The sequence below is a fragment of the Chryseobacterium sp. S90 genome, assembly GCF_047444895.1.
GTDB lineage: Bacteria > Bacteroidota > Bacteroidia > Flavobacteriales > Weeksellaceae > Chryseobacterium.
The window spans coordinates 29,604-51,204 of the sequence record NZ_JBLGCX010000011.1; the positions used below are offsets into that span (position 1 = coordinate 29,604).

A 21,601-nucleotide genomic window follows, 5' to 3' on the forward strand; every position below is an offset into this window, starting at 1 on the left:
TCTTCACCCGCAAAGGTATTATTATTTTTCTTAAAAAAAAAATATTTTATCTATTAATCAAAACATTATCTTCCGTCAAAACGATCTCTTTGTCCTCTCCTATTGAAAACATATAGTCTTCTAGAACTTTTTCGGTGGTACCTCTCAACCCTCTTGCGCCTAATCCTTTTTCAATAGTTTCCTCTACGATTTTTTCAATTGCACCATCTGTTATTACCAAATCCGTACCATCCATCTTGAAAAGTTCCACAAATTGATTCACAATTGAATTTTTTGGCTCTTTCATAATTCTTACCAGCGTCTCTTTCGTGAGTTTATCGAGGTAAGTGATGATTGGAAATCTTCCTAAAAGTTCCGGAATTAATCCGAAAGTACGAAGATCAATTGCATTAATATTTGTTAATATATATTCGTCTTCGTCTGTTTTATTGATTTTCTCAGAACTGAAACCTATCGCCTGCTTGTTCATTCTTCTTTCGATAATCTCTTTAATTCCGTCAAAAGCACCACCAGCAATAAACAGGATGTTCTGAGTATTCACCTGGATATATTTCTGATCCGGATGTTTTCTACCTCCCTGCGGCGGAACATTCACGATACTTCCTTCCAGCAGTTTCAGTAATCCCTGCTGTACTCCTTCTCCTGAAACGTCTCTTGTAATACTTGGATTGTCTGATTTTCTTGCAATCTTATCAATCTCATCGATGAAAACAATTCCTTTCTCCGCTTTTTCCACATCATAATCTGCTACCATCAGAAGTCTGGACAGAATACTTTCAACATCTTCTCCTACATATCCTGCTTCCGTTAAAATAGTAGCATCTACGATACAGAAAGGAACATTTAATTCTCTGGCGATAGTTTTTGCCAAAAGAGTTTTACCTGTTCCCGTCTCCCCAATCATGATGATATTTGACTTTTCAAGTTCCACTTCTCTGTTTTCATCCTGAGCGTGAAGCAATCTCTTATAATGATTATATACAGCAATAGAAAGCTGTTTTTTTGCCTGATCCTGCCCGATCACATACTGATCAAGAAATTCTTTGATCTCTTTCGGCTTTTTAAGTTCAGCCATACTGTCGGCAGGTGAATATCCTGTTTTGGATGCACCATCTTTTACAATTGCGTGCGCCTGCTCTATACAATTTTCACAAATAAAACCATTCTGGCCAGAAATCAGCATCTGTACTTCATTTCTTTTTCTGCCACAGAAAGAACATTGGTTTGAGTTCATATGATATAATATATATGTATATGTTAAAGAAAATCGTAAAAAATTACTTTTTTACGATTTTCTGATTGTTAAGAATTAATAATTGAGTGTTGAATCTCTGTATATTCTTCGTTCGTTAATTTTAATCTTTCATTTCTAAAATTCATGTCTTCCATCTTGTTTAAAGGAATCAGATGGATGTGTGCATGAGGAACTTCGAGTCCTACTACCGCTACTCCTACTCTTACACATGGAACTGCAGTTTTGATCTTCTTGGCTACCTCTTGGGCAAATCCCCAAAGGTTTTTGTATTCTTCACTTTCAAGATCAAAAATCAAATCCACTTCTTTTTTCGGAACTACTAAAGTATGTCCTTTCACCAAAGGCATTGCATCTAAGAATGCAATAAAGTTTTCATTTTCTGCAATCTTATAAGAGGGAATCTCGCCGTTGATGATCTTTGTGAATATAGTGCTCATTTTATCAGAAGTTAGGGTTAGATATTTAGAAGTTTAGAAATAGAAACCGTATCAGACTATAAAGAAATGTCTAATACTTCAAAAGACAGTTTGTTTCCGTTCGGTAAAGTAATTTCGGCAGTTTCGCCAACCGCTTTCCCCAACAGACCTTTTGCGATAGGCGTGTTTACAGAAATTCTTCCTGTCTTCAGGTCACTTTCGTTATCTGGTACCAATGTAAATACCTGCTCTTGCTTGGTAGCATTATTTTTAAGTTTCACTGTTGTTAAGATGGAAACTTTTGAAGTATCTAATTGGCTTTCGTCTATAATTTTAGAAGTAGAGATAACGTCTTTCAGCTTAGAAATTCTCATTTCAAGCATCCCCTGAGCCTCTTTAGCCGCATCGTATTCCGCATTTTCAGACAAATCTCCTTTGTCTCTTGCTTCCGCGATCTGCTGAGTGATTTTTGGTCTCTCTACAGTTTCCAACTGTTCCAGCTCAGCTTTCATTTTCTCTAGGCCCTCCTTAGTTACATAGCTTGCCATAATTTTCAAAATTTAGTTTTAGTATAAAAAAATAATCCGACATTTGCCGGACAATGTTTTCGTGTTGTAATCGTTTAATTTTTACAAATATATAAAAATTTAAATTGAAATGAAAAAAACTTTTTCAATCATATCTATTTTCAGCTTATTGATTTTCAGCAACTTAACTATAAGCTCTTGTGGAAGCAGAGAAGATACTGTGAGCTGCTTCCCCAATACTCCCATTAATGTATCTCTTAATCTAAACCTGCCTGCCTACTACGCTTTGAACAATATTAACGGTTGGATTTATGTGAATGAACAGCAATCCGGAACCAGAGGACTGATTATTGTGCGAACTGCAAGCGGATTTAAGGTATACGACAGAAACGCTCCCCACATATGTCCTGATAACAATACAACCCTTGAAGTAAAGGACAATATTGCTATTATTTGCCCGCAGGATAACACAAGATGGATATTAAGTACAGGACAGCCAGAGGCCGGAGCCAAAACATCTCTGCCACCTAAAACCTACCCTTATAACTATGATGCACCAAGTAAAACTTTAAATGTTTATTTTTAGAATATAAAATGAAGATCGTTATACAAAGAGTCTCTGAAGCCAGTGTAAAAGTAGACGGAAAAATTGTTGGTGAAATCGGGAAAGGATTAATGCTGCTGGCAGGTGTGGACGAAAATGATGAAAAAACAGATGCAGACTGGCTTGTACAGAAGGTTTTAAACCTAAGAATCTTTGGAGATGAAGAGGGTAAACTTAATCTTTCTGTGAAGGATATTTCAGGGGAAATCCTTTGCATCAGCCAGTTTACATTGATTGCTGATTACAAAAAAGGCAATCGCCCATCTTTCATAAAAGCAGCAAAGCCTGATAAGGCTATTCCTCTTTTTGATTATTTTAAAGAAGAAATAGCTAAATCTGGATTAAAGACAGAAAGCGGAATTTTCGGAGCGGATATGAAGGTCTCCCTGATCAACGACGGACCTGTCACAATCGTAATGGATTCAGTTACCAAAAGCTAAATTATAGAAGATGAATAACAAAAATATAGTCATTGCTTATCTGGCAGTGACTTTAGTTTTTCTGTTTGGAATAATTTCAAGCCTTAATAATTATAGTTTCGCCGGATATTACATTGATAAAATAATTAACTGGCTCTGGCTGTTGATGACCATTTTTATCATTATCCGGTTTTGGAAGAAAAAAGTGATAAAAGTATACTTTGGTCTTTTGATATCAGGAATTATCCTTAGTATTTTGCCCATGATGATTCCATTTTTTGGAATTATTCATTATTTTTCAACCATTGGCTGTGAGCAAAGAATTCAGCTGGATGATACTTACAGAATAGAAAGAGGTCGTCCGGGAGCACTTTACAGACCGCTTATTACGATTTACAAGAAAGAAGGTATTTTTGAAAAACAAATCTCAAGATTTCCTTATTCAGACATCATAGAAAAAACAGTACAGCCATCTAAGGATACTTATTTAGATGATAAAAAACTTCCAATCCAGGAAGCAAAACTCATTAATGTCAATCAGGACAGTATTGGTATTGAATATGGGATCATGAATAAGCAGAAAGTAATCTACCATAAGAACAAATTAAACTGGTTTGATGATCTTTAAAAATTAAAACCTGTATACCTCAACAAAACCATTCAGTGATCCTGGATGGTTTTTGTAATCATACAAAGTATATTTTCCAAACCCCACAGCTTTTTTAAAACCAGTGCAGTTTATTATAAAGAATTGATGAAGTCTTTCTACATAAGGAAGGAATAAAAAAACAAAAAATAAATTCACAAAAATGTGATTTGTTTTCATTTTATTATTATTTTTGGTAGAAATCAAAACTGATTTACAACCATTTAACAAAATCGTATGAAAACAAAAATCAACCTTTTCGCATTGTTTGCGTTCTGCTCTTCCCTGTCTTTTGGTCAGGACAGTCAGCCCAAACAGAATCAGGATCAAAATTCCATCATCTATGTATGCTTTTCAAAGGGCATTAATTCAGAAAAAACCGCATTCAGTAGAAATGCTGATCTGGAGAGATTTTCAAGAGAAAACAACATTTCATTCAAGTACGATCTGGATTTTACAGATAATAAACTTGATGAAATGGCCAGAAGCAGCAAAGCAATCGGAAACTCTTCAGAATCTGTAGAAAAACTGAAAAGAATTTATAAGGCAGATCTGCCCCTTCAAAATGAGGAAGCCACTCAGAAAATCATTCATAGCCTTGAAAGGTTCCCTGAAATAGAATATGTATCTGTGATGAGTGCAACTCCTATTGAACCTCCTTTGGTTAATGCTTTTGTAGCAACACCTGATCTGGAAAGCATTCAGACTTATCTGAATGACAACCCGGGAATCAATGCAAAATATGCCTGGTCAAGAGGAATCACCGGACAGAATATTCGTGTAAGGGATGTAGAATATGGTTTTTACAAAACTCATGAGATGCTTAGCAACCAAAACTCTATACAGCTGGAGGCAGGATATTCTCCGAATGCGGGATTAGCCAATAATAACTACCGTGACCACGGAACTGCAGTAGTAAGTATTTTAGGTTCAATAAAAGATAATATCGGCCTTACAGGAGCGGCTTACAGTACTTCTGAAATAAAAGGATATATGGAGTGGACCACTGTGGGATACAACAGAGCTTCTGCCGTGAGCAGGTCTATTAATGCTTCTCAGGCAGGTGATATTATTCTATATGAAATGCAGACCGGAGGAAAAGATGGCCAATATTGTCCTGCAGAGTATGACAAAGTAATCTGGGATCTTACGAAAGCAGCTACTGATTCAGGAATTATTATCATTGCAGCTGCGGGTAACGGAAATCAGAATCTGGATGATCCGTTTTATGCAACTTATCTTGCCAGAGGAAATAGCGGAGCTATCATTGTAGGAGCAGGATCTCCCAATACAACCCATTCAAAATTAAGTTTCAGTACTTATGGAAACAGGGTTGACGTTCAGGGTTGGGGAAGCAGTGTTCTTGCTGCTGGCTATGGTTCTTATGCCAAATATGACAATGATAACAACAGAACCTATAATTATTTCAGCGGCACAAGTTCTGCAACGCCTGTAGTATCATCTGCAGCTATTTTAATTCAGTCTTTCTATCGTCAGACTACGGGTCAGAACCTGACACCGTCTGCGATGAAAAACCTTTTAATTTCTACGGGAATTCCTCAGGGAGGTACTGTTACGGGGCAGAAAATCGGGCCTCTTCCTAATGTAAAAAATGCGATACTGCAACTGGAAAGTAAATTTGCAAACCCTGTAAAAACATTATCTCCACTGGAGGTTAAAATCTACCCTAATCCATCCAGCAGTACTATTGCGATTCAAAGTACAGAAAACAAAAAACTGGATTTTGAAATCATCAACCTTCAGGGACGCACTGTGATCAAAAGTTCTGTTTTGTCTGATGAAAAAATTGATATTTCACAACTGCCAACGGGTCAATATATCATCAATATCAATGAAGGCCAAAGAAGAGTTGTTGAGAAATTCACAAAACTTTAAAACGATTTTTATACATTTTACTTCACATCAAACCCTCTTTCAAACTACTGGAAGAGGGTTTTTAATATTAATTTTTATCCGGTTATTTCGCAGGAACGCTGCTGAAATTCAGGGCTACTTTAATGTTCATGTCTGAAGAAGTCTGATTCTTCAGTTCATACACTGTTCTTATCGTCAATCCTGAGCTTTTTACAATTTCATCAAGGAATCCGGTATCATTCAGGTCCAGATTTAAGCTGGAAGAGTTGGTAGATATATTGGATCGTGATGCGATCAGTCTTTCTCCTGTTCCGTTGGATGAAACGTATATTTTAACGGTTTTGAATGCACTCAGATTTCCTCCGGAAGGAGATGCGACAGAAATTTTAGCATCTGAAATTCTTACGTCTTTAATCTTTGCATTGTTATTTCCTCCGAACCATGTCTGTACATTGGTAGCGGTTGCAGTGGAAGAAACTTCTTTATCTGCAGGAACACCTGTGGAAACTAAAACATTCGTGGTGTATGGAAATGTATTCTGAACCAGCGACTGTACGGTTCCGCAACTTACGAGTACAGCTGAAGCGGCCATTGCTGTTAGAACTATATTTTTCATAATTGTAAATTTTTAAACTTAGAGTTTAGTTTGCAGAAATTGTACCAAATTGATTTGAACTTATTCTACCGTTATGGTAAAGCTTCCCTTAGTATTTCCTGAAGCCATATTACTTTTACCGATAATCAGCCATACTTCACCTTTCCCGGGGGTATCGTAAGTAATCTCTCTTCCGAAAGGCCCGTCATAGTCTCCGTTGGCAAGTTTGATCTGATTGAAACGGATATTGAAATCTTTCTCTTTGGTTGAAATTTTTGCTTTGATATTCGGGCGGTCGTAATGGGTTAGTTTTAAAACCAACTCCTGATCATCTTTTTTAAATTCTTCTCCCAAAGTAAAAGGAAGCTGGGTAGCATCAGCTATTCTAATGATCTGCCCTTCTTTTTCACTCCTCATTACGCCTTTTCGCAGAACTTCTTTAGTGGCAGGAGCATTGTTAATGATTGAATCTCTTTCTTTCAATGCTACAGAATCTGCTTTTACAACAGAATCCGGCATTTCTGTAACCACTGTAGAATCCTTGTCCTGCACGCTTGTCACGGCAGGTTCTTTTTTACATGAAATAATAATCAATGGAATCAACAATAAGCTTTTTTTCATAATAATTAAGTTTAAGAATGTACCAATATGTCATTCTGGTGAGCTCTATTAAATGCTAAAACTGTTCCAATCCTTTTAACGATTTATTTTTCCAGCTTCAATTCTCTATCATTATTTGTTTCAACCCATTTAAATGTAAAATACATAAAGTTGAGCATAATTCCCATCAAAACAGTGACACCCCACGTCTTGGTATATTCCAGCGGATAGATAAACCGTACCACAATATCAGAGAACAGACCGAAAGGATTATTAAGCACATCCCAGCTGTTCCATCTTAAAAATCTTCCAAGATACACTCCAAAACTGCTCATGAAAAGAAAAAAAATAATTACCGCATTGATACTGTTTCTTTTACCATATTCGGAAAGGCTTTTTTCAATATCATTAAGGCTTATAAAACCACAGATCAGTCCTGTCCAGGCATAGGAAAGAATAACAATCAGGTCATACCATATCGGTACTGAATTTCTCGCTCTCAGATGAAAAAGGTCTGTGAGAATATAAGGTGAATTGGGAAAGAACAAAATCCAGACGATAATAATAAAGATCAGTGAGATTTTGCTTTTGATATTAAAGGCAAGAATGAAAGAACTTAGTAATAAAGGAATCCATGCCAGAAAAAGATTCCAGTTGAGAAACAAAAATACCTTTGTATCACTGATATAGTATCTGAAAGCTGAGAGACTGAAACAAAATACTGTCATCAATATCAGCAGCATATTGATTTTAAACCTTGAAGATGCAACGATTGTTTTCATGACCGGCTATTGAATGGTTTGAAAGTAAATAATCTTTGAAAGGAGTGTTTTAGACTTTTCTCTTTTCACTTCCGTCTGCAAAGTGTTTTTGAGTTTCTGATCATTTTTTTCGCCCGCATACCTCAACAGGGCTTTTTCACTGAAATTAATTGAAGTTAAATGATAGTTGACTGCAAAATCTTTTCTTTTCATATTCTGAGAGGTAATGAAGCCGCCCCAATTGAAATAACTGCATACTAAAATGGTTCCATAGAAATACCAGACCATTGTATTGACAAGGAATATGTTTCTTTTCTGTTTTTGAATTTTAATAAACGTCAAAGCCAGACCAACCAATGATAAAAGCAGGAAAGCAAAAACTCCTAATCTTTTATAAGTGAATGCATAATTGACAATATATTCGTAATTTTTAACAGCTGCTGATATGACAAGTATTGCATTGAGGAAAATCCAGATTTTGGCTAAGATTTTCAGTAGTCCCGCTTTCGGATCAAAATTAAATCCAGATTTAAAATAAAACATGATGACGAGAATTGCCATAATGATAGACATGATGACGGCATTCACTCTTTCATGGGTTTCTTCGGAAAGCTGAACGGGAGTTTTCACGGCTTCATAAAACTGTTCATAATTGTAGGTAATGATAAAGAAGATCAGTAAAATATTCAGCAAGACAAAAGAGATCACTCCGCTCATTCTTTCGGCATTGAGATCAAGAAAGGAATAGGTAGCTTTTGGCATCCGGGAATCTTTTTGAAACTCATTATCCAAAAAATGATTGTTTTTATAGATGAGTTTTTCCACAGCATAATTCCAGTAGTTAAAGGCAATAAAAAACCCTAATACAAAGAGACAGAATACCTGCCATAGATTAATATCCAGTTCATAATCTGTGAAAAGAGCGGCAAAATGATTACTTCCAACAGAATAAATTCCAAAGAAAACGGAAACCAGCACCAGCGGAATTAAAATGAAAGCTAATGTCTTTTGCCATAATCCAGGAACATTCTTTTTGGGCAGCCATTCATCAAAACTGAAAAAGCGGCAGAATGAAGTGCAACAGTTTACAATAAAAACCGGAATCAAAAAGAGGATTTTTAACCTTCTGTTCTTTGATTTATACCCCAGCAAAAGTAATGAGCTTACTACTGCAATAAATGAAGGAAAATCTCCATACCATGCAAATGCAATACTTGATAAAATGCTTGTTCCCAAAAGAACATATAGGGTTTTGGTTTTATTCTTTTCCGTAGTTTTAAACAGGGTCAATACTGCATAAATGATTCCCAGAATTCCAAGGTTCAGTCCAATATCCTGATCGTAGAAGACAATGACAAACAGGATGGCGGTAAGAAATATATAGTGATGTGTTTTCATGAGATTTGAATATTTAAAATATTGAAAATTAAAAGATTGAAGGAATTAAATTTTGAGAACCTCGTCGATCCAGGTGAACTGTGTCATTATATAGAGGTATAAGGCTGTTATCGGAATATTGACAAGCAAAAGGAGAACTGAATTACCGGATGCCTTCTGGTCTGAAACGTCAGTAAGATAGATAATAAGTTCATGCAGAAGGATAAACATATTAATCACGGCGGTTACAAGTACATAATAAAAGCCAAGTTCAATAAAAAATTCTGCTCTTATGAACCAAAATGCGACCAACAGAAGCGTTCCCAACAGAAACGAAAGGAAGAAAGACCTTTTTCCAAGCGGAATGAATTTTATTTTTCCCATCAGATAAATGTTTTTAATGAAGAACAATGGTTTCTTTCTGCTGAATAAAGTCCATTATATGTTCATACTTCTGGCTCAGCAGTTCTTCAAAATCCCAATGATGGAAAGCACGCATATTCTGACCTTTTTTATAGGCTTTGATATAAATTTTCGCATATTCAGGCAGAATAATTGTTCCTAAAATGATTGCTGCCAAAAGATGTGCATTGAGCTTACCGTTTCCTAAAAGAAGATACTGCATGGCAATTTCATCCTCGAAGTTGGTTCCACAGCCGGTGATCAAATGGTGTACATCATGATTTTCCATTTTGGGAATCATTGAAAACCCATGCTTTCTGTAGAATTCTCCCAGTTTTCTTCCAAGAGAATCTTCCTGAAATTCCAGCAGCTGTTTTTCATTGAACTGCCATTGTCTTTTTTTCTTTTTAAAGTATTTTCTGTATAATTTCTGAGTTTTATCGTACACAAAAAGCAGAAACTGAACGCGGATTTTTTTCATAATAGTATTGGTATATTTATGGATATTAATGGAAAAGACTAAGACCTACAATAGTGTAAATGAATGCAATAGGAATGTTGGCTATCAAAATGAGTATGGCTATCATACATTCTTTGAATTTTGATGTATTTATAACACCATATGTCAAAAAACCAAGTATGCATAATATGTTGACTGGTACTCCAAAAATGATTAACAAATAGCCAGCTCCAGCAAACCAATCATCCTTTGTAACGAGTGCTCCTAAAAGGCAAAGAGTTCCCATTGAAAAAAAAAAAAACCAAATACAGCCTTGCCTAGATCTATTATTTCTGAATCTTTTATCATTATTATTTAGAATTAATTAAAAACCAATTTTAGCTTCCCGCAAACGGACTTCCAAAAACCCCTACTGCCAGCTCCATCCAGATCAGTGCAAGAGCAAGCAAAATGAAAATGCAGATCAAAACTTTCTGACTTTGTTTTTTGATTTTGTTTCTGACCAGGTTGACCAAAAAAGCTGTTGTAAAGAGTAAAGCTGCTGCTATCAGAAAATCTGAAACGGACCAGTTCACTTCTTTAGAAAATAGATTTCCCAGCAATGGAATACACAGTAAAACCAATGGAAGGGCATACATTGTAACTGTTTTTTGTTTTTGTGTTATCATTTTATTTAAGTTTTAAATTATAAAGTACTTTGTAATTCAAAGTTAATTTTCAAAAAAATATAAGACTATCGTCCCAGTAGTTTTTCAAGAGCATCCAAATGTTCTGTAAATGCCTGTCGTCCATTCTGCGTAACACGGTAAGATGTCTTGGGCTTTTTCCCGACAAATTCTTTTTTCACTTCAATATATCCTGCTTTTTCCAACGCATTGCTGTGACTGGCCAGATTTCCATCTGTAATTCCAAGCAAGCCTTTCATTTCAGAAAAATCAACCCAGTCGTTGACCATAAGAACGGACATAATGCCCAGTCTTACACGGCTTTCGAATTCTTTGTTGAGTTGATTTATTTTGATCATAATTTTTAATTTTTATTGGGAAAACATTGATTTCCGATTGCTCCTCCTCCATATTGAAAAGCTAAATTTCTGTTTACCAATATATATTCACAACCGTCATTATATTTACTTCGGTCAGTATTTATTTCTTGAAAAACATTAAAAGAAAACATTCCCAAGCCACTTCTTTTAAAGCCTATTTTTAAAGGTTCTCCATCTTCTACAGAAATACAGTTTGCTTTATCTAATTTATTTTTTAAAACTGCAATCTGTTCTTCGTTCCACCCTGCTATACCTTTAAGCTTTTCTGTAAATAAAACATTAGAATTTACATTCCAGTTTTGATAAACCACATTGGACGAATCTTTATATATTATTCTTAGTCTTTCAAGTATTTTATCATTTTTAAATTCTATATCTACAGAATAATTTTCAGGCTTGATTTTGTTGTAATAATTTATTAAATCTTTAATTTCAGCTTCTTTTGAATAATATTCATCCTTTAATTCAGTTACCGAATAACTTTTGTCAAAACTTCCAAAGGCGCAACCAATCATTAAAACTGTTACAATAGAACCAATCAAGAATACTACTCCAATTACAGAAATGATTATCAGAAGATATTTGAAAAATCTATTCACTTTATTATTTATACTTCTTATGCATAATCAATCCATATACAATATGCAAAACTCCAAAACCAATTGCCCAAAACAATAATCCCCATCCTAAAAAGAATAAAGAAATAAGTCCTAAAATGATCTCAAGATATCCTAAATACTTTACATCCGTTAATGTATAACGTTCTGCCGATACTAGTGCCAATCCGTAAAAAATCAATGTTGCCGGAGCTATGAAAACAAAAAGATGATGATAAAGAAGTGCAAGGCAAAAAACTCCTCCTGCTACCAAAGGAACTGCAAAGGTAATCAAAAGCCGTTTTGTAGTGGCATCCCAGATCTTCAATCCTTTCTTTTTACTTTTATGGGCGGTAAAAATGTAACCACTAAGAATAGCAACCACTAAAATAACTATCCCAATTAGAACAAGTTCTTTAACCAAGGCTGGTCCCAGAACATTTCTGTCTCCATCAAAATAACTGATTCCTTCCCTCTGAAAAACAAAAAAAACATATATAGCTCCAATAATTGCTGTTAATCCGGCAACAACTCCTGACAGACCACTTAAAGAAATGAATCTGGAAGAGCGCTCCATCATGGAACGGATATGGGATAAGTCTTCGTGATAGTTTTTTGTCTCCATAAAAAGAACTTTGAATTACAAAGTTATAATTTATTTTTAATCTGCCAATTATTTATTTTAAATTTTGAAAATAATTTTCATGATTACTTATATGTCAAAAAGAAAACCCCGCTAGAAGCGAGGCTCTCAGAATATATTAAAATTTGTTTTTTTATAACGGATTCTGAACAATCAATGGATTGGCATTGATCTCAGTTCTTGGAATTAGGAACTCCCAACGTAGATCTGTATTGGCTACTGTCATTAAGTTATTGGTAACTACCGAAGAATGATTGGCTCCTGTTCTGTCCAAGCCTTGGTTTAGTCTTTTCAGATCAAGGAATCTAAAACCTTCTCCCCAAAACTCTAGTCTTCTGCTGTTAAGAATTTCTGTAATATAGGCTGCCCCTGTTGTAGTAGCTCCAGTATAAAAAGGATTTCTGTTTTTTGCAAATATATTGAACACTGCTTTTGAACCAGTTTCATCTCCTGACCTTGCTAAAGCTTCCGCTTCAATAAGATACATTTCTGCAGATCTCATATAAGGTACATCTACTCTACTATCAGCCTGACTCGCAGCAATAAACTTCTGGCTTGTATATGGAAATTTAGAATACGTTGAAGGTAGACCAAGAGCGGTGTGCGCTCCGGTTGGATCAAAATTCTGGGTTCTAACATCTGTATTCGGGAATGATTGAAACAATTTACTGTTAATAGCTTTCGGAGCCTGACGAATATTAGTTGAGTTAAAGTTTCTTGACATATAAGCTCCAAAATTCGAAAATGTATCTCCTTGATCTGCTATGATTGTAGCCCCCCACATCCACTCACCATTTCCTGCAAGATTATTAAATCCAGCAGTATAAGTAGCATTATCCATCAATGGAAACCCTGTACGAGCTGATTGAGCAGCAGTAATAGCGGCAGCATAATTCCCTTGTGTCAATGCAATTCTGGCTTTTAATCCTAAAATAACTTTATCATTGAAATGTGATTTTGTAGCTCTGGTAATTCCTGTAAGTCTGGTTGATGCTTCATTAAGATCTTTGTTGACTTGAGTATACACTTCTTCTACTGTATTTCTTGCTAAAGGTATTTCATTCGCTACCAATCTGATGGGAACACCAAGTTGAGTATTATTAGCCCCGGGAACATATCTTTTACCATAAATCTGAACCAGCATATAATAACAGAAAGCTCTGAATGCGTATGCTTCGCCAATTGCTGTTTTAATAGTTGTCGCATCAGCTGCGGTAGGTGCAGGAACCGAAGGACCATTAGCAATAACAAGATTTGCATTTCTGATCAGGGCATAATAAAACTGATAAGGATAAAGATCATTGGATGCATTATCATTTACCTGATCCTGCCATCTTACAGCTGAGACGTACCAGCCATTTCCTGTAGATGGAAAAACAAGGTCGTCTGCTAAAGCATCCATTATAATCATTATTCCACCCTGGCCATTCTGCCCTTGATCACTTTGTCTGTAATACATATCTCTATGCATCCCATTTACAATGGCCATAAGGTTAGCAGAACTTGAATAAGCGGCTTCCTCAGAAGCAGCAGTAGTAGGATCTGTTTCCAGATAATCACTTTCACATGAAACCATCCCTGTAAAGATTGAGAGCATAACAGCCCATTTTATATATTGTTTTGCGATATTTTTCATTACTTAATTATTTAAAAAGATACATTAAATCCTATTGTTACTACTCTTGCCGGAGTATATCTGTTTGATGCAGTACCGTTGAATGCCTGAGCAGGTTCCAGTCCTTTTCTTGCTGTTTTACTCCATAAGTTTTCACCGGAAACAAGAATTCTTAATCCTGAAATTCCAAGCTGAGATAAAGTTTCCGGAGTAAAGCTATAACTTAAAGTAGCTTGTCTGAACGTAAGAAAATCTGAGCTTACCAACCACCTTGATGAAGCAGCATTTGAACTTGTATATGTTGAAGAGTTCAATGCAGGAACATCTGTGATCTGTCCGGGAGTTGTCCATCTATCCAGAATATCGGTACTTAAAGCTCCTCCTTGTGAATAGCTTGACATCAAAGCAGCATAGTTTGAATCATACGTTTTTCCTCCTAACTGATAGGTGAACATTGCAGATAATGACCATTGTTTATAGGTAATTGTAGTTCCGAAACTTCCGAACAAATCAGGAATTGCTGTACCAGAATAGTCATATTTTGCTTTATTGAAATTGGTAGTAACCTTTTCACCATTCACCGTTCTGATATCAGCAGCTGTTGTATTGGCATAGGCATCAGCAACAAGGAATAAAGGAGAACCGTCTGTCGGATCTACACCGTACCACTGTCTCAACCAATAATCATATACTGAGTGTCCTACAGAAATCTTTTTAGTTCCGTTAATAATTTCCGTTATCCCGTTGGAAAGTTCTGTAACCTGATTTTTAAGTGTTGATGCATTTGCATTTAGATTCCATGTAAAGTTTTGGGTTTTAATAACGTCTGCATTAATACTGAATTCAAATCCGCGGTTATACATTGTCCCGACATTTCTGCTGATCGTGTTATCCGGAACACCTGCAGAAACCGGAAGAGGAACAGGGAAAATCAGATCTTCAGTAACTCTGTTATAATATTCTACAGACCCTGTAATTCTATTACTTAAGAATCCAAAATCGATCCCCACATCCGTTTGTTTGTTTGCCTCCCAGGTAATTGAAGGATCTGCTAAAAATCCAAATAAAATCCCCGGTTCCTGAGCATTATTATATCCCAAGGTATAAGTACTTTTGTACATATAATAACTGTCAGTTCTGTCATTCCCTACTTCACCATAAGAACCTCTCAATTTCAATTCACTGATAAGGTTAGAATTGCTTAAGAACTCTTCTCCTTTTAACCTCCATCCTGCACCAACAGACCAGAATGAATCCCATCTTACATCTTTGGCAAATCTGGAAGATCCATCCCAACGAATAGATCCTGAAAGTAAATATTTTGATTTGTAGTCATAATTCAATCTTGAAAAGACTCCTTCTTTTCTGTAATTGTCTGTACGTGAAGTAAGCGTTGATGGAGTAACAAAATTTACCAGTTCGTCATTATCATCTACGATCTGACCTTTTTTGTATCCATATAGATACTCGTACATGAATTTATAGTTTTCATGTCCTAAAAGGAATTCAAAATTATGATCTCCAAATTTTCTTTTATAATTCAAGAGTTGATTCCATGTAAAGGTTTGCTCAGTAAAACTATATTTTTCTGCTGAACCTCCAGGAGCGGCATCACCAATAATTTTATTGCCATAGGTACTTCTTCTGTTGTTTCTGATATCATACCCTGCATTAGTAGACAAAGTAAGATACGGATCTACTTTAATCTCAGCATATGCTCTGGAAATGATGTAATAATTTTTAGAAAGATCTTTATTTAAGAGGGTTTCCTGAATTACGTTTCTTCCCGCCGCTGCATCAGCACCCCTGGCACTTCCAGCATCATACACAATATTCCCCGCAGCATCATAAAGTGTAGCAAATGTATTAGGGTCATGAGCATAAGGACTGTAGATTGGCCCCATCGTTCTTGTCCATCTGTATGGATTAATATAAGCAGAATTATTATCCACACCTTCTACAGAATTGTTTCCGTTTGAAGATACTCCACTGATACTTGTTCCCAGTTTCAACCAACTTTTAACTTGTGAATCTACTTTTAATCTTGCTGTAAATCTTTCAAAATCAGATTTGATAAGATATCCTGTTTCATTGGTATATCCAACTGAAGAAAAGTAGGTTGTTGTATTGCTTCCTCCACTGTAATTCAATTCATAATTCTGTCTGAATCCTGTATTCATCAAAGGCTTCTGCCAGTCTAAATCTGTATATTTCAATTTAGCGTTTGGATTTAATACCCCATCAATGACTAACTGATGAGGATCAACGTCAAATACATTTGTTTTTAGAACCCCTGCTCCGAATGTAGGGTTTCCAGAAACTAAAACTATAGAAGCATAATTATTCGCAGCAGCCAGCCCTAATCCCGGATTAGATGCAAATCTCCCATTTCTGATAGCTTCCCAGATAAGAGGATAATATTGATACACATCTACCCTGTCATATTCCGGAATTGATCTCCCTACCGCTCCGGTACTCATACTAAAATTAAAAGCATCCTTTCCTTTTCTTCCTGATTTTGTGGTAATTAAAACAACACCATTAGCTGCTGCAGAACCATACAAAGAGGTAGAAGCAGCATCTTTCAGAATATTGAATGATGCGATATCATTGGGATTAATTGCCGCAAGAGATCCGGTATATATGGTTCCATCCACGACATATAAAGGGTTGGTTGTAATACCATAAGAACCTATTCCACGGATCTGAATACTTGGTGAACTTCCCGGCTGCCCTGTTCCGGTACTCACTTTCACCCCGGCACTGGCTCCGTCCAAAGCTTGTCCGATACTTGTTATAGGTCGGTCTGCAAATTGTTTTGCCTTAACTTCTGTATTGGAGCCCACCATAGTCTCCCTTTTTTGGCTTCCGTAAGCCACTACAACGATTTCATCAATCTTAGTATCCTGTGGTATTGTGTCACGTTTAGTCTTTTGGGCTTCCACCAGAGCCCCTCCTACGAAGAACAGCACAGCAGTACTCAATATTAATTTCATTTTCATATTTAACATATTTTAACAGTATGAATGCAAATATATACAATAAAAATGATCAAAAAATTAACAAAATAAGCATTTTAATTAATTAAATTTAATTGATTAAAAAAATTAATAAATATTTTAGTTTTCGTTGAAAAAATAAGTTAAAATTGAGTTAAATAAGTTTATTAAAAAGCAATAAATATGTTAAAATATGTTAAAACAATAGTAATAAACAAATAAAAACACATATTAATTAATAAAAACACACGTAAAAATCAAATAACAAGACAAATAAATTTAATCATTCATAAAAATTATTTTTTTGAAAAATGCTATGTTGACACACCATAAAACATAAAAAAATCCGGAGAAACATCTTTTTCTCCGGATGATATTTAGATTAAAATCCTATTTTAAGAGTAAAGAAAAAATTATTTCGCTCTCAACTTTTCTTTAATGGACTCAATATTTTTCTTGGCAGAATCTTCCAGGATAAGACTTGCACTCATATGAATTCTCGCTGGCATCAATTCATTGAAATGATCTGTTCCTTCCCAAGAAACTTTTTTAATTAAAGCTAAAGCATCACTACTTCTTGACGCCAAGGTCTGTAAAAATTTCTCCAGTTTCGCATCCATCTCCTGAATAGAATCTGATACAGAATGATAAACATTATGCTGCTCAGCCCACTCAGCAGATCTGAAGTCTGCATCAATTGCCATAGCAGAGAATTGTGACTTCCCGATTTTTCTTTCTACATAAGGTCCAATTACAAAAGGTCCGATTCCAAGATTGATCTCAGTAAGTGCTAAAGCTGAATCTTTTGTTGCAAAACAGTAGTCTGCTCCACAAGCAATTCCAACTCCTCCACCGGTAGTTTTTCCCTGCACTCTTACCACTACGATTTTCCCGCAATTTCTCATAGCATTCAAAACTTTTGCAAAACCACCAAAGAATTGGGTGGAAGCTTCCAGTTCTTCAATAGCTAAAAGCTCATCAAAGCTAGCTCCTGCACAGAAAGCCTTTTCACCTGCACTTTTTACCAAAATAGCTTTCACCTCATCTTTCGCACCTTCTTCAAGGATAGTTTCTGCCAGCTTTTCTAAAATTGCTCCCGGAAGAGAATTACTTTTGAGTGTTCCGAAACTGATCTCGGCAATATTATTTTTAATTTCTGATGCTACAAATTCGCTCATTTTTATTTTTATTGGATTCTTACAAAAATACGAAATACAGCTCTTTCAGAGAAACTTAAAGATAATAATTTCCATGATAGAGTTACCTTTTATAAGATTCCCTTTACGTAGAAATACGGAATCTTTAATTTGGTATTTTCTACTCTAGTACTCCCTCATTATTAGTCGTTCCTTTGGCCTAGAAATAATAACTAAAGGCGGAATCTGAAAAGCCCACAACAGAGTAAGAGATTTAAAACTAAATATCATTATCATGGAAGAGTACATTGGAATTGTAAAATTATTTGCAGGAAATTTCGCGCCTAGAGGCTGGATGTTTTGTGACGGAAGTTTAATAGCTATTTCAAGAAATTCAGCTTTATTTTCTATTTTAGGAACAACTTATGGTGGAGACGGTATTACAACTTTCGCTTTACCTAACTTAAAAGGACGTATGGCTTTGGGAGCTGGAAATGTAAATGCTAACCAGTTTTATCCTTTGGGAGTGGTAGCCGGTACTACACAAAATACCCTTTTAACTTCAAATCTTCCAAGCATTGGTGGTGGATTTCAATTGAAAGTTGCTAATAAGAATGCCAACTCATCAACCCCTAATGCAGCGGCATCTATTGCTATCTCAGGAACACAGGTAGGAAGAGATTTCAATGTGGTGTCCAGCTTTATAAATGATACTAACCCTGACACCGTGATTAACGGACAAAGTATTTCTTTTGTAGGACAAAATTTACCAGTGAATAATATGCCTCCTTATCTGGGCTTAAATTATATCATCTGTGTTGAAGGTATTTATCCTCCAAGAGATTAATATTCACAATAACCTAATATTTAAAACAAAAAAATCATGAAAAGCACTACTTTTTTAACAATTTGTAGTCTGCTCATTTCAATTTTCTCATTCGGGCAGACCAGTACAGAACAATTTGAAACGGAATCGCACGGAAGTACAAGCTTCACCGACAATGGAGTCATTTTCAATATCATTTCGCATGTAAGTGTCTTTGATATTCAAGGGAATTACCCGGGAACAGGCTGGAGTGGAACAGCGAATGACAACAGATATATTGATAATTCAAATGATACTCAATTTCCGCCGTCATTCAGCATTAAAACTACTTCAAATTTATTTAAAGTAAACAGATTCTGGATGTATCTTTCAGCATTAAATCTGGATCTCAATGTAGCGGGAACACTTACCGTAACAGGAAAACTAAGCGGAGTAACAAAATTTACCCAAACAAAATCTACTGGATTTGCAACAAGTTTAGGTTCTACAAACGGATATACTCTGATTGATCTTACCAACTTAAACGGCCAAAATTACTCTAATATCATTATTGATGAACTGCAACTAACGGTCAGCGGAGCATTCAGATATGTAGGCCTGGATGCTTTCACCTGGGTAAAAGACAGCAACCTGGTATTGGGTACTTCTGAAGCTAAAAGCATTAAAAAAGACCTGACAGTTTATCCTAACCCAACCAACGGACCTCTTTCAATTGCAACAGAGAAAGCGAGTGAAGCTAAAATTTACAGTGTAGACGGTAAAATGCTGAAAACAATACAAACCCAGAGAGGAAATAATGAAATCAATATTTCAGACCTTCCAAAAGGAGTTTATATTATCAAAACACCAACAGAATCAACGAAGGTAATTAAAAATTAATTTCAGAAATTATATATAAGTTCCATATCCCATAAAGATTCTAATTCATAAATGACAAAACCCTTAATACAAACATTAAGGGTTTTGTTTTTTCAATGCCATAATATATTTATCTATATACAGCTGTTTTTCTTTTGATTTGTACTGCTGAATGTATCTGGGATGTTCCAGAACAGTCATGGTATCAAACAGCTTTGCTTCTATGTTTAATTTTGAAATAAAGTCAGCATTTTTTTTACCTAGAATAAAGACCTCCGAGGTATCCAGATTGAGACTGATATGTTTCTTCAGAGATTCAATCATAAAACTCTTCACAGCCTCGAACAGTTCTTTATCATCATAATAATTGGCATTAAGCCATCCGTTTTTTGTTTTTCTTACAATAGCCAGCGGAAACGGAGAGTTAATATAAACATCTTCATAAAAAAGATCTGCACCGCCATATTCTTCAATCATATCGTAGATAAAAACAGAAGACACTTCATGAGTACGGGCGGTCTCCATTTTTATACCACAAATACTTTCGAGTCTTTTGGTATCAGTAAACGGAACGCCTGTTACTCCTGCTCCATGACGGCTTGGATTGATTCCAATGATGAATTTTCTCTGGGCTGAATCATTATAATATTTGTGATAAAACTTCTGCATAACCGTCAATGTTTCCGGATTATCCAGATAGGGGTTCAGAACTTCAAAGCCGTCGGGAAGATTTCCTCTATAGCTAAGGTTTTTATTGAACTCGATGACATGATCTGCAAAAGTTGTATTCATACCTAATTTTTAAGGAAAACAAAATTTTCAGGTTGATCGTCCTCACCATCCTCGTCTTCGTCCTCATCTTCATCACTTAAAGCCAATTCAATATCGATGAATTGAATGTATAGACCACAAATTTCTTCGTTAGTATCATAAGCAAAGTAAACAGGATAAGTACCATCACCAAAACCACTTGCAAACATTGGAATCTGATAATTTGTATCAGGAATCGTCCAATTGATCCAGTCTCCTGCCTCTCTCTGATTGTTGGGATGAGCTTTATAGCTTTGTGAGAAAAGCTCAGCGAAATAATCATCATAAATATTACTGACATCCATTTCATCTATAAATTTATCTACAAAAGGGAGTACTTCTTTATCAGCAATACACCCTAAACCAGCATCCACGGCAAAACCAAAATAATCATCTTCAGCAACGCCCTCCAATTCTTCAATTCCAACTAAAGCTTCCCTGTAAACAACAGGCTTTTCTTTGGTAAATTCTACTTTTACAACAGCATATCTGTCTCCCCAATCTTCAGATTTTACTACGGCAATAGTCACAGGAAAATTACCTTTCGGAGCCTGAATAAAATAAGGTGATTGATTCGCATTCAGAAAAACCAGCGGATCTCTTACCACCACTTTTCCAGAAGGAAGGGAAACGTTTCCAATTTCCATCGTCTCCATTTTCTTTCCCAAAATTTCATCCGAAGTAAAATAGGTTTCCAGATCTGTAGGACAAACCATAATATTCTTCACTTCTTCCCATTTTTGCATCCAGCTTTGGTCCATAGTTTATTTTTTTGAATTAAAAGATTGAAAATAATGAATAAATCCAAGGACATCAAACAGGATAGGATTTTTAACAAAAGATTATAAAAATAAAGCTACAAATCACAGGTAATTGCAGCTTTATGTATTGTTTTAAGTTTAAAAAAATCTAAGAATCGGCACATATGTAACATGCTCTTGCAATATCAGGCCATCTTCCAGGGAGGCAACAGCTTCCGGGAGGACAAGGATTAAGGGCACAAGACCAGTTTGGCCCGGCTCCTTTAAGAGATCTCAACTCGTGTCTTGAAAGTTTTTTTAAGTTTTCCATAGTAATCAGTTTTGATATTCTCTCCTACTCTGTATGCTTTTCGGATTTCGCCTATTAAAGTTAAT

25 protein-coding genes are annotated in these 21,601 nt (G+C 35.6%); 6 read left to right on the top strand and 19 right to left on the bottom strand.

Annotation, left to right across the window (positions count from 1 at the left end; translation table 11 throughout):
- Positions 1-46: 46 nt before the first annotated feature.
- From clpX to greA, 3 genes are all read right to left on the bottom strand, one after another.
- Positions 47-1,234: an ATP-dependent Clp protease ATP-binding subunit ClpX gene (clpX, locus tag ACLMCG_RS21545; protein ID WP_047420145.1), complete on the bottom strand. Its 1,188-nt coding sequence runs from the start codon at positions 1,232-1,234 to the stop codon at positions 47-49.
- 68 nt (positions 1,235-1,302) lie between these two features.
- Positions 1,303-1,692 carry an HIT family protein gene (locus ACLMCG_RS21550; RefSeq protein WP_047429226.1) on the bottom strand — a complete coding sequence of 130 codons (390 nt, stop codon included), beginning with the start codon at positions 1,690-1,692 and terminating at the stop codon, positions 1,303-1,305.
- A 56-nt stretch (positions 1,693-1,748) separates the two neighbouring features.
- The gene (gene greA, locus ACLMCG_RS21555) at positions 1,749-2,219 is read right to left on the bottom strand and encodes a transcription elongation factor GreA (RefSeq protein WP_047420150.1); all 471 of its coding nucleotides are present in this window, start codon (positions 2,217-2,219) and stop codon (positions 1,749-1,751) included.
- Between the two features lie 109 nt (positions 2,220-2,328).
- On the opposite strand from greA, the gene ACLMCG_RS21560 reads away from it, so the two are divergent.
- The 4 genes from ACLMCG_RS21560 (at position 2,329) to ACLMCG_RS21575 (ending at position 5,763) form a co-directional block, all read left to right on the top strand.
- On the top strand, positions 2,329-2,784 hold the full coding sequence (locus tag ACLMCG_RS21560; RefSeq protein WP_413961210.1) for a hypothetical protein: 456 nt from the start codon (positions 2,329-2,331) through the stop codon (positions 2,782-2,784).
- Between the two features lie 8 nt (positions 2,785-2,792).
- A complete protein-coding gene (dtd, locus tag ACLMCG_RS21565) occupies positions 2,793-3,242 on the top strand; it encodes a D-aminoacyl-tRNA deacylase (protein WP_223601808.1) in 450 nt (149 codons plus the stop codon).
- Between the two features lie 10 nt (positions 3,243-3,252).
- Entirely contained in the window at positions 3,253-3,849 is a 597-nt protein-coding gene (locus ACLMCG_RS21570; protein WP_413961211.1) for a hypothetical protein, read from the top strand.
- A 255-nt stretch (positions 3,850-4,104) separates the two neighbouring features.
- On the top strand, positions 4,105-5,763 hold the full coding sequence (locus ACLMCG_RS21575) for a S8 family peptidase (protein ID WP_413961212.1): 1,659 nt from the start codon (positions 4,105-4,107) through the stop codon (positions 5,761-5,763).
- 82 nt (positions 5,764-5,845) lie between these two features.
- Here ACLMCG_RS21575 and ACLMCG_RS21580 read toward each other — a convergent pair whose 3' ends face one another.
- The 13 genes from ACLMCG_RS21580 to ACLMCG_RS21640 form a co-directional block, all read right to left on the bottom strand.
- Positions 5,846-6,358 (bottom strand): hypothetical protein, encoded by a 513-nt coding sequence (locus ACLMCG_RS21580; protein WP_223601811.1) that lies wholly within the window; start codon positions 6,356-6,358, stop codon positions 5,846-5,848.
- 60 nt (positions 6,359-6,418) lie between these two features.
- On the bottom strand, positions 6,419-6,958 hold the full coding sequence (locus ACLMCG_RS21585; protein ID WP_413961213.1) for a hypothetical protein: 540 nt from the start codon (positions 6,956-6,958) through the stop codon (positions 6,419-6,421).
- Positions 6,959-7,041: 83 nt separating this feature from the next.
- Positions 7,042-7,719 (bottom strand): DUF1361 domain-containing protein, encoded by a 678-nt coding sequence (locus ACLMCG_RS21590; RefSeq protein WP_413961214.1) that lies wholly within the window; start codon positions 7,717-7,719, stop codon positions 7,042-7,044.
- 6 nt (positions 7,720-7,725) lie between these two features.
- Positions 7,726-9,096, bottom strand: coding sequence for a DUF4153 domain-containing protein (locus tag ACLMCG_RS21595; protein ID WP_413961215.1), 1,371 nt, complete (start codon positions 9,094-9,096; stop codon positions 7,726-7,728).
- Positions 9,097-9,141: 45 nt separating this feature from the next.
- The gene (locus ACLMCG_RS21600; RefSeq protein WP_413961216.1) at positions 9,142-9,459 is read right to left on the bottom strand and encodes a hypothetical protein; all 318 of its coding nucleotides are present in this window, start codon (positions 9,457-9,459) and stop codon (positions 9,142-9,144) included.
- A gap of 13 nt (positions 9,460-9,472) precedes the next feature.
- A complete protein-coding gene (locus ACLMCG_RS21605) occupies positions 9,473-9,958 on the bottom strand; it encodes a Coq4 family protein (protein WP_413961217.1) in 486 nt (161 codons plus the stop codon).
- Positions 9,959-10,314: 356 nt separating this feature from the next.
- On the bottom strand, positions 10,315-10,605 hold the full coding sequence (locus ACLMCG_RS21610; RefSeq protein ID WP_223601816.1) for a hypothetical protein: 291 nt from the start codon (positions 10,603-10,605) through the stop codon (positions 10,315-10,317).
- Between the two features lie 65 nt (positions 10,606-10,670).
- On the bottom strand, positions 10,671-10,961 hold the full coding sequence (locus tag ACLMCG_RS21615; protein ID WP_047420173.1) for a winged helix-turn-helix domain-containing protein: 291 nt from the start codon (positions 10,959-10,961) through the stop codon (positions 10,671-10,673).
- 5 nt (positions 10,962-10,966) lie between these two features.
- Entirely contained in the window at positions 10,967-11,581 is a 615-nt protein-coding gene (locus ACLMCG_RS21620; RefSeq protein WP_413961218.1) for a hypothetical protein, read from the bottom strand.
- 4 nt (positions 11,582-11,585) lie between these two features.
- A complete protein-coding gene (locus tag ACLMCG_RS21625; protein ID WP_413961219.1) occupies positions 11,586-12,203 on the bottom strand; it encodes a hypothetical protein in 618 nt (205 codons plus the stop codon).
- Positions 12,204-12,354: 151 nt separating this feature from the next.
- Positions 12,355-13,857, bottom strand: coding sequence for a RagB/SusD family nutrient uptake outer membrane protein (locus ACLMCG_RS21630; RefSeq protein WP_413961220.1), 1,503 nt, complete (start codon positions 13,855-13,857; stop codon positions 12,355-12,357).
- Between the two features lie 11 nt (positions 13,858-13,868).
- Entirely contained in the window at positions 13,869-16,838 is a 2,970-nt protein-coding gene (locus tag ACLMCG_RS21635) for a SusC/RagA family TonB-linked outer membrane protein (protein WP_413961221.1), read from the bottom strand.
- Between the two features lie 410 nt (positions 16,839-17,248).
- Positions 17,249-18,013, bottom strand: a complete 765-nt coding sequence (locus tag ACLMCG_RS21640) for an enoyl-CoA hydratase/isomerase family protein (RefSeq protein ID WP_223601818.1) — start codon at positions 18,011-18,013, stop codon at positions 17,249-17,251.
- Between the two features lie 253 nt (positions 18,014-18,266).
- Here ACLMCG_RS21640 and ACLMCG_RS21645 point away from each other — a divergent pair, with 253 nt between their 5' ends.
- On the top strand, positions 18,267-18,818 hold the full coding sequence (locus ACLMCG_RS21645; RefSeq protein ID WP_223601819.1) for a phage tail protein: 552 nt from the start codon (positions 18,267-18,269) through the stop codon (positions 18,816-18,818).
- A 36-nt stretch (positions 18,819-18,854) separates the two neighbouring features.
- Positions 18,855-19,676, top strand: a complete 822-nt coding sequence (locus ACLMCG_RS21650) for a T9SS type A sorting domain-containing protein (RefSeq protein WP_413961222.1) — start codon at positions 18,855-18,857, stop codon at positions 19,674-19,676.
- 75 nt (positions 19,677-19,751) lie between these two features.
- Here the strand turns inward: ACLMCG_RS21650 and ACLMCG_RS21655 are convergent, their stop codons facing one another.
- The 3 genes from ACLMCG_RS21655 to ACLMCG_RS21665 form a co-directional block, all read right to left on the bottom strand.
- Positions 19,752-20,447 (bottom strand): SMUG2 DNA glycosylase family protein, encoded by a 696-nt coding sequence (locus tag ACLMCG_RS21655; RefSeq protein ID WP_413961223.1) that lies wholly within the window; start codon positions 20,445-20,447, stop codon positions 19,752-19,754.
- Positions 20,448-20,449: 2 nt separating this feature from the next.
- Positions 20,450-21,226, bottom strand: coding sequence for a DUF4241 domain-containing protein (locus tag ACLMCG_RS21660; RefSeq protein ID WP_413961224.1), 777 nt, complete (start codon positions 21,224-21,226; stop codon positions 20,450-20,452).
- Between the two features lie 148 nt (positions 21,227-21,374).
- A complete protein-coding gene (locus tag ACLMCG_RS21665) occupies positions 21,375-21,536 on the bottom strand; it encodes a bacteriocin-like protein (protein WP_223601823.1) in 162 nt (53 codons plus the stop codon).
- Between the last annotated feature and the right edge of the window lie 65 nt (positions 21,537-21,601).

Coding starts and splice junctions, on each gene's coding strand:
- clpX (WP_047420145.1), bottom strand. CDS start 1,234: ATGAACTCAAACCAATGTTCTTTCTGTGGCAGAAAAAGAAATGAAGTA.
- ACLMCG_RS21550 (WP_047429226.1), bottom strand. CDS start 1,692: ATGAGCACTATATTCACAAAGATCATCAACGGCGAGATTCCCTCTTAT.
- greA (WP_047420150.1), bottom strand. CDS start 2,219: ATGGCAAGCTATGTAACTAAGGAGGGCCTAGAGAAAATGAAAGCTGAG.
- ACLMCG_RS21560 (WP_413961210.1), top strand. CDS start 2,329: ATGAAAAAAACTTTTTCAATCATATCTATTTTCAGCTTATTGATTTTC.
- dtd (WP_223601808.1), top strand. CDS start 2,793: ATGAAGATCGTTATACAAAGAGTCTCTGAAGCCAGTGTAAAAGTAGAC.
- ACLMCG_RS21570 (WP_413961211.1), top strand. CDS start 3,253: ATGAATAACAAAAATATAGTCATTGCTTATCTGGCAGTGACTTTAGTT.
- ACLMCG_RS21575 (WP_413961212.1), top strand. CDS start 4,105: ATGAAAACAAAAATCAACCTTTTCGCATTGTTTGCGTTCTGCTCTTCC.
- ACLMCG_RS21580 (WP_223601811.1), bottom strand. CDS start 6,358: ATGAAAAATATAGTTCTAACAGCAATGGCCGCTTCAGCTGTACTCGTA.
- ACLMCG_RS21585 (WP_413961213.1), bottom strand. CDS start 6,958: ATGAAAAAAAGCTTATTGTTGATTCCATTGATTATTATTTCATGTAAA.
- ACLMCG_RS21590 (WP_413961214.1), bottom strand. CDS start 7,719: ATGAAAACAATCGTTGCATCTTCAAGGTTTAAAATCAATATGCTGCTG.
- ACLMCG_RS21595 (WP_413961215.1), bottom strand. CDS start 9,096: ATGAAAACACATCACTATATATTTCTTACCGCCATCCTGTTTGTCATT.
- ACLMCG_RS21600 (WP_413961216.1), bottom strand. CDS start 9,459: ATGGGAAAAATAAAATTCATTCCGCTTGGAAAAAGGTCTTTCTTCCTT.
- ACLMCG_RS21605 (WP_413961217.1), bottom strand. CDS start 9,958: ATGAAAAAAATCCGCGTTCAGTTTCTGCTTTTTGTGTACGATAAAACT.
- ACLMCG_RS21610 (WP_223601816.1), bottom strand. CDS start 10,605: ATGATAACACAAAAACAAAAAACAGTTACAATGTATGCCCTTCCATTG.
- ACLMCG_RS21615 (WP_047420173.1), bottom strand. CDS start 10,961: ATGATCAAAATAAATCAACTCAACAAAGAATTCGAAAGCCGTGTAAGA.
- ACLMCG_RS21625 (WP_413961219.1), bottom strand. CDS start 12,203: ATGGAGACAAAAAACTATCACGAAGACTTATCCCATATCCGTTCCATG.
- ACLMCG_RS21630 (WP_413961220.1), bottom strand. CDS start 13,857: ATGAAAAATATCGCAAAACAATATATAAAATGGGCTGTTATGCTCTCA.
- ACLMCG_RS21635 (WP_413961221.1), bottom strand. CDS start 16,838: ATGAAAATGAAATTAATATTGAGTACTGCTGTGCTGTTCTTCGTAGGA.
- ACLMCG_RS21640 (WP_223601818.1), bottom strand. CDS start 18,013: ATGAGCGAATTTGTAGCATCAGAAATTAAAAATAATATTGCCGAGATC.
- ACLMCG_RS21645 (WP_223601819.1), top strand. CDS start 18,267: ATGGAAGAGTACATTGGAATTGTAAAATTATTTGCAGGAAATTTCGCG.
- ACLMCG_RS21650 (WP_413961222.1), top strand. CDS start 18,855: ATGAAAAGCACTACTTTTTTAACAATTTGTAGTCTGCTCATTTCAATT.
- ACLMCG_RS21655 (WP_413961223.1), bottom strand. CDS start 20,447: ATGAATACAACTTTTGCAGATCATGTCATCGAGTTCAATAAAAACCTT.
- ACLMCG_RS21660 (WP_413961224.1), bottom strand. CDS start 21,226: ATGGACCAAAGCTGGATGCAAAAATGGGAAGAAGTGAAGAATATTATG.
- ACLMCG_RS21665 (WP_223601823.1), bottom strand. CDS start 21,536: ATGGAAAACTTAAAAAAACTTTCAAGACACGAGTTGAGATCTCTTAAA.